The 8376-nt window shown below is 55.2% G+C and carries 8 protein-coding genes, 2 tRNA genes and 1 other RNA gene; 7 read left to right on the top strand and 4 right to left on the bottom strand.

The window, feature by feature from the left end:
* Nucleotides 1–123: 123 nt before the first annotated feature.
* From COO59_RS02465 to COO59_RS02455, 3 genes are all read left to right on the top strand, one after another.
* A tRNA-Val gene (locus tag COO59_RS02465) sits at nucleotides 124–199 on the top strand.
* A 2-nt stretch (nucleotides 200–201) separates the two neighbouring features.
* Nucleotides 202–277 (top strand) — tRNA-Lys (locus COO59_RS02460).
* Nucleotides 278–306: 29 nt separating this feature from the next.
* Nucleotides 307–431, top strand: a non-coding RNA gene (locus COO59_RS02455) — RtT sRNA.
* A gap of 51 nt (nucleotides 432–482) precedes the next feature.
* On the opposite strand, the gene COO59_RS02450 is transcribed toward COO59_RS02455, so the two are convergent.
* Nucleotides 483–1943 carry an AlkA N-terminal domain-containing protein gene (locus COO59_RS02450; RefSeq protein WP_103058234.1) on the bottom strand — a complete coding sequence of 487 codons (1461 nt, stop codon included), beginning with the start codon at nucleotides 1941–1943 and terminating at the stop codon, nucleotides 483–485.
* Between the two features lie 168 nt (nucleotides 1944–2111).
* On the opposite strand from COO59_RS02450, the gene COO59_RS02445 reads away from it, so the two are divergent.
* The 3 genes from COO59_RS02445 to pnuC all read left to right on the top strand — a co-directional run bounded on the left by COO59_RS02445 (nucleotide 2112) and on the right by pnuC (nucleotide 4564).
* On the top strand, nucleotides 2112–2603 hold the full coding sequence (locus tag COO59_RS02445; protein ID WP_103058233.1) for a methylated-DNA--[protein]-cysteine S-methyltransferase: 492 nt from the start codon (nucleotides 2112–2114) through the stop codon (nucleotides 2601–2603).
* Between the two features lie 162 nt (nucleotides 2604–2765).
* Nucleotides 2766–3824: a quinolinate synthase NadA gene (gene nadA / locus COO59_RS02440; RefSeq protein ID WP_103058232.1), complete on the top strand. Its 1059-nt coding sequence runs from the start codon at nucleotides 2766–2768 to the stop codon at nucleotides 3822–3824.
* 23 nt (nucleotides 3825–3847) lie between these two features.
* The gene (gene pnuC, locus COO59_RS02435) at nucleotides 3848–4564 is read left to right on the top strand and encodes a nicotinamide riboside transporter PnuC (RefSeq protein WP_103058231.1); all 717 of its coding nucleotides are present in this window, start codon (nucleotides 3848–3850) and stop codon (nucleotides 4562–4564) included.
* On the opposite strand, the gene zitB is transcribed toward pnuC, so the two are convergent.
* Together zitB and COO59_RS02425 are read right to left on the bottom strand one after the other, a co-directional pair.
* Entirely contained in the window at nucleotides 4561–5490 is a 930-nt protein-coding gene (gene zitB, locus COO59_RS02430; protein ID WP_103058230.1) for a CDF family zinc transporter ZitB, read from the bottom strand. The genes pnuC and zitB overlap by 4 nt on opposite strands.
* A 189-nt stretch (nucleotides 5491–5679) precedes the next feature.
* Complete coding sequence (locus tag COO59_RS02425; protein ID WP_103058229.1) at nucleotides 5680–6075, bottom strand: YbgS-like family protein; 396 nt, start codon at nucleotides 6073–6075, stop codon at nucleotides 5680–5682.
* A gap of 292 nt (nucleotides 6076–6367) precedes the next feature.
* Here COO59_RS02425 and aroG point away from each other — a divergent pair, with 292 nt between their 5' ends.
* Nucleotides 6368–7420 (top strand): 3-deoxy-7-phosphoheptulonate synthase AroG, encoded by a 1053-nt coding sequence (aroG, locus tag COO59_RS02420; RefSeq protein WP_103058228.1) that lies wholly within the window; start codon nucleotides 6368–6370, stop codon nucleotides 7418–7420.
* A gap of 72 nt (nucleotides 7421–7492) precedes the next feature.
* On the opposite strand, the gene gpmA is transcribed toward aroG, so the two are convergent.
* A complete protein-coding gene (gene gpmA, locus COO59_RS02415; protein ID WP_103058227.1) occupies nucleotides 7493–8245 on the bottom strand; it encodes a 2,3-diphosphoglycerate-dependent phosphoglycerate mutase in 753 nt (250 codons plus the stop codon).
* Nucleotides 8246–8376 lie beyond the last annotated feature (131 nt).

Raw genomic sequence — 8376 nt, 5'->3', positions numbered from 1 at the left:
GGCCCGCAGGGCGAGGCAAAGCCGAGTCATCCTGCACGACCCACCACGATTAAAGCAGTATCCGGTGTAAATCGGCAGGAAGCGAACTGAGGTTCTTTTCCGAATTAGCAGTAACCGCATTGCGGGTGATTAGCTCAGTTGGTAGAGCACCTCCCTTACAAGGAGGGGGTCGGCGGTTCGAGCCCGTCATCACCCACCATCGGGTCGTTAGCTCAGTTGGTAGAGCAGTTGACTTTTAATCAATTGGTCGCAGGTTCGAATCCTGCACGACCCACCAATGTAGAAAGGCGCCCTAAAGGCGCCTTTTTGCTATGCAAAATCGGCAGGATGAGAACCTGCAGCAGGTTCGATCCGAGCGCAGCGAGACAACGTTGCCAGCGGCAACGGCCCGCAGGGCGAGGCGAAGCCGAGTTATCCTGCACGACCCACCAATGTAGAAAGGCGCCCTAAAGGCGCCTTTTTGCTATGCAAAATCGGCAAAGTTATTTTTTCGGCGCCAGGTTTTTCCAGATATGCATCACCGCATAGCTGCGCCACGGCTGCCAGACGACCGAGCGCGCCTCCGCCTGCTTTATACCGATCTTGCCCAGATTATTGCGCACCACAATATCGCCGGCGGGAAAGGCATCCGGCCAGCGCAGCGCGCGCATGGCGATATAGGCTGCCGTCCAGTCGCCGATGCCCGGCAGCTGCTTAAGTTTTTGCATCGTCTCTTCAGGATGGGTACAGGTATCCAGCTGCAGATCACCGCTGCTACAGGCGGCGGCCAGCGCCAGGATACAGCGCGCCCGTGCGCTGACAATTCCCAGGCTGGCGATCTCGTCAATGCTCGCCTCGGTAATCCGCTGCGGCGGAGGAGCCAGTCGGGTAAGCTCAGGAAAAGGCGTTGCAAACGCCTCACCAAAGGCGCTGACAAAGCGACCGCCCAGGGTGGTGGCTGCCTTAACCGTAATCTGCTGACCCAGCACGGCGCGTACCGTCATCTCAAAGCCGTCAAAGGCACCGGGAACGCGCAGGCCAGGATCGCGATCGATACTGGCGGTTAGCAGAGGATCCTGACGTAAGCGCTCGTCAATGCACTGCGGATGCGCATTAAGATCGAATAAATTACGCAGGCGACGCAGCAGCGCAGGCAGAGCCCCGGTCAGCGTATGCGAAAACTCTACCTGCAGCGCGTTTTTCTGCGGGAGATGCGTCACGCAAATCCAGCCGCGGTAGCGTCCCAGCTGCACGGTTCTGAGATAGCGGGTTTCATCCACCCATTCCACATTCTTCAGCGCGCGCAGGCGAAGGAAGTCGAGCATAGTCTGCCAGTTATAGGGGGGCCGATAGCCCAGCAGCAGCGTCGATGAACCTAAATGGCCCAGCTCTTTTTCTCCGGCAACGGCTTCTTTACGCAGGCGGCTGGGTGACATACGATAGCGCTCATTAAAAACATCGTTAAAGCGGCGCAGGCTACTGAACCCGCTGGCGAAAGCGACTTCGGTGACAGGCAGACGCGTTTCGGTCAGCAGCTGCTTAGCCAGCAGCAGGCGGCGCGTCTGTTTCAGCTCAAGCGGGGAAACGCCCAGCTCCTGCTGCACAATGCGTCGTAGCTGGCGCAGGCTAAGGTGGAACCAGGCGGCGACCTCTTCCAGGCTGCTCACTTCATCAAGCATACCTTCATCGATACGCTGCAGCAGCAAATCGGTTATCCGATGCGCGCTGTCAACGGGCGCGTTGCCCGGCGCCAGTTCAGGACGGCAGCGCAGGCAGGGGCGAAAAGCGGCTTTTTCCGCCGCTTCGGCGCTGGCAAAAAACCGACAGTTCTCCCGTCGCGGCGCTTTCACCGGACAGACGGGGCGACAATAGATGCCGGTCGAGGTTACGCCGACATAAAACAGGCCATCAAAGCGCGTGTCTTTAGATGTCAGGGCTTGATAAGCGGTATCGCCGTTAATCATTGTCTTGCTCCGCTGCGGATCATGAACGTTATCTTATGCTCAGGATCAGTATAAAACTCGCTGTTTTCGGACAGGTATATTTTTTGTTCTGCTGACCGAAAACAGCCGGTAAGCACGAAAAAAGGCGTGATAATAAGCAAACTGTGCAGGTGAACGGAGAGAAATAACATGAGCTACTACAGCAAAAAAATGGCGTCGCCGATCGGTGAGTTAACGCTGTTCGCCAGCGAGCGTGGCCTGGCGGCGGTGCTGTGGCCCAATGAACTAAGACGCATCCGGCTGACTCCGGTAACGGAAGATCCACAACATCCTCTGCTGCTGGAAGCCGAGCGGCAGCTTAACGCTTATTTTAACGGCGAACTGCGGCAGTTCACCGTGCCGCTCGATTTTACCGGCACCGAATTTCAGAAAAAGGTATGGCAGGCGCTGGTGGCGATCCCGTATGGGGAAACGCGCAGCTACGCTGAAATTGCGCGGGCAATAGGCCATCCTGCCGCGGTAAGAGCGGTCGGTGCCGCCAACGGCAGAAATCCTGTCTCTATTATTGCTCCCTGCCATCGGGTGATTGGTTCTAACGGCAAGCTGACCGGTTTTGCCGGAGGGCTGGAGGCCAAAGCCTTCCTGCTGGCGATTGAAAAGAGCGACCTGCTGAGCCTGTAAAGAGACGCGGCGCGGCTGTTTTATCACGCGCCGCGTAAAACTGGCGACAGCGGCCTTGTTTTCCATTATCTTGTTTAGCATAAAAAACAGATATGGGTTTTATACCGTTACAAAGCGGTATAGATGCTAAATAAGTTAAGTTAATAAAACGAGAGCGCTGTAATGAGCCTGTTGCCCGATTTCAATGACTTTTACCCTTTTCCGCCCAAGCCGGGCCGCTTGTCCGCTGACGAGAAACAGCACTACCGCGATAAGATTAAACGGCTGCTGCGCGAACGTAATGCGGTGATGGTGGCGCACTACTATACCGATCCGGAAATTCAGGCGCTGGCGGAAGAAACCGGCGGCTGCGTTGCCGACTCGCTGGAAATGGCGCGTTTCGGCAGTGCGCATCCAGCTTCAACGCTGCTGGTTGCCGGCGTGCGCTTTATGGGAGAAACGGCAAAAATCCTCAGCCCGGAAAAAACCATTCTGATGCCCACCCTGCAGGCGGAATGTTCGCTGGATCTCGGCTGCCCGATTGCAGAATTCAACGCCTTTTGCGACCAGCATCCTGACCGGACCGTAGTGGTGTATGCTAATACCTCGGCGGCGGTAAAAGCGCGGGCTGACTGGGTCGTCACCTCCAGCATTGCCGTTGAGCTGATTGAACATCTCGACAGCCTCGGGGAGAAAATTTTGTGGGCGCCGGATCGTCATCTCGGACGTTATGTTCAGCAGCAAACCGGGGCCGATATGCTGTGCTGGCAGGGCGCCTGCATTGTCCATGATGAGTTTAAAACCCAGGCGCTGCAGCAGATGAAAGCGCTTTATCCGCAGGCTGCGGTGCTGGTTCACCCGGAGTCGCCGCAGGCGATAGTGGACCTGGCCGATGCCGTGGGCTCTACCAGCCAACTTATCCAGGCGGCAAAAACGTTGCCGCATCCGCAGATGATCGTGGCTACCGATCGCGGAATTTTCTATAAGATGCAGCAGGCGGTGCCTGAAAAAGACCTGCTTGAAGCGCCTACCGCTGGCGAAGGGGCTACCTGCCGCAGCTGCGCGCACTGCCCGTGGATGGCGATGAATGGCCTGCAGGCGATTGCCGAAGGGCTGGAGCAGGGCGGTAAGACACATGAAATTCACGTAGATGCCGCGCTGCGCGAGCGGGCGCTGCTGCCGTTAAATCGTATGCTATCTTTTGCCGCGGAACTTAAACTTAACGTAAAGGGTAATGCCTGACCGGCCTACTTCAGGGTGCCAATATGGAATTTTTTAGCACGCAAAACATTCTGGTTCACATTCCGCTGGGCAAAGGCGGTTACGACTTATCATGGATTGAGGCGATCGGCACCCTGGCGGGCCTGCTTTGTATCTGGCTGGCCAGCCGGGAAAAAATCATCAATTACCTGTTCGGGCTGATTAACGTCACCCTGTTCGCCATTATCTTTTTCCAGATCCAGCTCTACGCCAGTCTGCTGCTGCAGCTGTTTTTCTTTGCCGCCAACTGGTACGGCTGGTACGCCTGGAGCCGACAGGAGGGGAACCAGGCCGCGCTGCAGATTCGCTGGCTGCCACGGGCAAAAGCGATTGGCTGGGGCGTTAGCAGCCTGGTGGCGATAGCCTTAATGACGCTGTGGATCAATCCGGTCTTCGCATTTCTTACCGAGCTGGCCGTAACGCTGATGCAGGCGCTGGGGCTGCAGGTCGCCATGCCGGAACTCCAGCCTGACGCCTTTCCGTTCTGGGATTCCACCATGATGGTGTTATCGATCGTGGCGATGATTTTGATGACGCGTAAATATGTCGAGAACTGGCTGCTGTGGGTGGTGATTGATGCGATCAGCGTGTGGATTTTTGCCCGTCAGGGCGTCTATGCGATGGCGCTGGAATACCTGATTCTGACGCTGATTGCGTTGAACGGCAGCTGGCTGTGGATCAAAAGCGCGCGTTCACATCAGACGCGCGCGTTAAATCGTTAATGATGGTGATGGGCGTGCGACGGCGCGCCCAACGTCAGACCGCAATCTTCCCCTTCGCAGGATTGATATTCCATCTGTACCGTAGCGTGATCGATTTGGTAGCGCTGGTGCAGATAGTGATGAATACGCTGCAGCAGAGCGTCATGATCGTAAGGAGGGATCACATGAACATGTAGCGTGACGATTGGCTTTTCGCCAACCTGCCAGAGATGAACATGGTGCACGTTACGGATCTCCGTGATATTCAGCGTTAAATCGCGCTTCAGCTTCTCGGTATCTATCGCGGCAGGCGCGCCTTCCAGCAGCTCATGCAGGCTTTCCTTCAGCAGCGACCACGCGCTGCGCAACACCAGCGCAGAGACCACCAGCGATAAAACAGGATCGATTGGCGTCCAGCCGGTAAATATAATAATCAACGCTGCGACAATCGCCCCTACGGAGCCGAGCAGATCGCCCAATACGTGCAGCGCCGCTGCCCGCACGTTCAGATTGCTTTCGCCGCTGCCGCGATGCAGCAGCCAGAAAGAGAGCAGGTTAGCCAGCAACCCGCCGACGGCGATAACCAGCATCATCCCGCTTGCTACCGGCTGCGGCTGATAAAAGCGTTGCACGGCTTCCCAGACAATCAGTACGGTAATCACAAAAAGCGCGATAGCATTAACAAAGGCGGCCAGCGTAGTCAGGCGCAGCCAGCCAAAAGTATGGCGGGCGTTCGGCTTACGCTGCGCAAACTGTACCGCCAGCAGCGCCATCAGCAGCGCGGCGGTATCCGTCAACATATGCCCGGCGTCGGCCAGCAGCGCCAGCGAGCCGGAGAGTAGACCGCCCGCCACTTCCGCCAGCATAAACAGAGCGGTAACAATAAAGGCGGCGAGCAACCGGGAGCGGTTGCCGTCATGTTCCGTGTGCGAATGATGATGCGTCATAGTGGTTGATCTTTAATTGATTTATTACCGTGTTTCAGAATAGCGAAAAAAGCGGTGGAAGTAACGCTCGGCAGGGGAAAAGGCCTTAAACCGGGCGCAAAAAAGATAATTAAGAAAGCGGTTTAATCGCCGGATAAAATAAGAGAGAACCGCGGCTCTCTCTTATTTTGTCAGCCCGAAGGCGTAGTGTTATTGCGTAGTGCCGTCGGTTTTACGATTGACATCGCCGCCGCCCTGCTGCGTCTGAACTTTTTTGTTGATATTAGGGCATTTACCGTCTTTACACTGCGCGTTTTGATCCATTTCATCGGCGCTCATGCCGTTGCTGCCAGCGGTTGGCGTACTGCTGGTGTTACTGTTGTTGATGCCGGAATTATTAATCTTGCTATTATCAACGCCCTTTGGCGGCAGATTTTGTTTTGCGCCTGGAGCTACCGCGCCTGCATCCGCTGCCTGGTTTGCGGTGCCGTTATTATCCTGTCCGGCCTGTGAGTTCTGTGAATTCTGTGAGGTCTCTGCGGCCAGCGCTGCACCGCCGCTCAGAGAGACGGCTGCCGTCAGAATTGCGATTGCAAACTTATTCATAATTATGCTCCCGTTAATTATTGATAGTTGCTGATGAAACCTGATAGAACATTTAAACCATCTTTTCATACGGGCGAGACAATATATCGCCACAGCAACGTATGACGAAAACTTATGGTAGAAACAATAAATTTTTAAGAACTAACGGTTAAAAGTGTAGTAAGGAACCAAAGAAACGCAAATGACAAACGCGCTTCGCTGGGGGAAACGCGATTTACAGCGCGGCAGTGACGGGATAAATTGGGCAGGTTGTGCCCGCTGCATGCCAGGCAAAATACAAAATGGATAGCTTATGAATTACCAGAATGATGATTTAAGAATCAAAGAGATAAAAGAACTGTTACCCCCGGTTGCGCTGCTGGAAAAATTTCCCGCGACGGAAAAAGCCGCCGCGACCGTTGCCGCCTCACGTCAGGCGATTCACAAAATTCTGAAAAATGAAGACGACCGTCTGCTGGTGGTGATCGGCCCCTGTTCGATTCATGACGTTGAGGCGGCGCAAGAATATGCCGCCCGTCTGTTAACGCTGCGGGAAGCGCTGAGCGGCGAGTTAGAAATCGTAATGCGCGTTTATTTTGAAAAGCCGCGTACTACGGTGGGCTGGAAAGGGCTGATTAACGATCCGCTTATGGATGGCAGCTTCCAGATTAATGATGGTTTGCGCATGGCGCGTAAATTACTGCTGGAAATCAACCACGCTGGCCTGCCGGCGGCGGGCGAATTCCTCGATATGATTACGCCGCAATATCTGGCCGATCTGATGAGCTGGGGCGCTATTGGCGCGCGCACTACTGAATCACAGGTGCATCGTGAGCTGGCTTCGGGCCTCTCCTGCCCGGTGGGCTTCAAAAACGGCACCGACGGCACCATTAAGGTGGCTATCGATGCGATTAACGCAGCCGGATCGCCGCACTGCTTCCTGTCGGTAACCAAATATGGCCATTCCGCCATTGTTGAAACCAGCGGCAACGGCGACTGCCATATAATCCTGCGCGGCGGTAAAGAGCCGAACTATAGCGCGCACCACGTTAGCGCGGTGAAAGCGGGGCTGGAAAAAGCGGGTCTGCCCGCTCAGGTTATGATCGATTTCAGCCATGCTAATAGCAGCAAGCAGTTCCAGCGCCAGATGGTAGTGGCTGAGGATGTCGCGCAGCAGATTAGCGGCGGAGAGCAGGGCATTATCGGCGTGATGATCGAAAGCCATCTGGTGGAAGGTAATCAAAGCCTCGAAAGCGGCGAGCCGCTGGTTTACGGTAAGAGCGTTACCGACGCCTGCATCGGCTGGGAAGATACGGAAAAGGTATTACATCAGCTGGCCGCTGCGGTAAAAGCGCGCCGGGGCTGACGGTACAAGTTCTACGGTTAAACGCCGATAAAAAAACCCGCCAGACGGCGGGTTTTTTCTGCAAGATACGAATTACTTCGCTTTGCCCTGGTTCGCTACCGCCGCGGCTTTCGCTGCGATCTCGTCAGCGTCGCCCAGATAGTAACGTTTAAGCGGCTTGAAGTTTTCATCGAACTCATAAACCAGCGGTACGCCGGTCGGGATGTTCAGTTCGAGGATCTCTTCTTCACTCATGTTGTCCAGGTATTTTACCAGCGCACGCAGTGAGTTACCGTGAGCGGCAATGATCACTTTCTCACCACTTTTCAGGCGCGGCAGAATGGTTTCATTCCAGTAAGGGGTAACGCGTTCAATGGTCAGCGCCAGGCTTTCAGTGGTAGGCAGCTGCTCAGCGGTCAGTTTCGCATAGCGCGGATCGTGGCCTGGGAAGCGCTCATCGCTGCGATCCAGTTCCGGTGGGGTGATGGCAAAGCCACGACGCCACTGTTTTACCTGATCGTCGCCGTATTTTTCAGCGGTTTCCGCTTTGTTCAGACCCTGCAGCGCACCATAGTGACGCTCGTTCAGACGCCAGGATTTTTCAACCGGCAGCCAGGCCTGATCCAGTTCGTCCAGAATGTTCCACAGAGTGTGAATTGCGCGCTTCAGCACGGAGGTGTAAGCGAAATCGAAGGTAAATCCTTCTTTTTTCAGCAGCTGACCTGCTGCTTTTGCTTCTCCGCGGCCTTTATCAGACAGATCAACATCGTACCATCCGGTAAAGCGGTTTTCGTTGTTCCACTGGCTTTCGCCGTGGCGCACCAGAACCAGCTTAGTTACAGCCATAGCTTAACTCCTTAACGCTCGTATGATAATGAAACCATTATATTGCCGTCGCGCGCGGCTCGGCAATCGATAGTGCCCTACCATAGCGGAATTCTACGCACGGCGTAAGTGCTCAACCTGCGCGATGCCTG

Origin of the sequence: Mixta theicola, from assembly GCF_002895925.1 — a bacterium.
Lineage (GTDB): Bacteria > Pseudomonadota > Gammaproteobacteria > Enterobacterales > Enterobacteriaceae > Mixta > Mixta theicola.
Note: the sequence above shows the minus strand (reverse complement) of the source record. Positions and strands in the feature narration are given on the sequence as shown.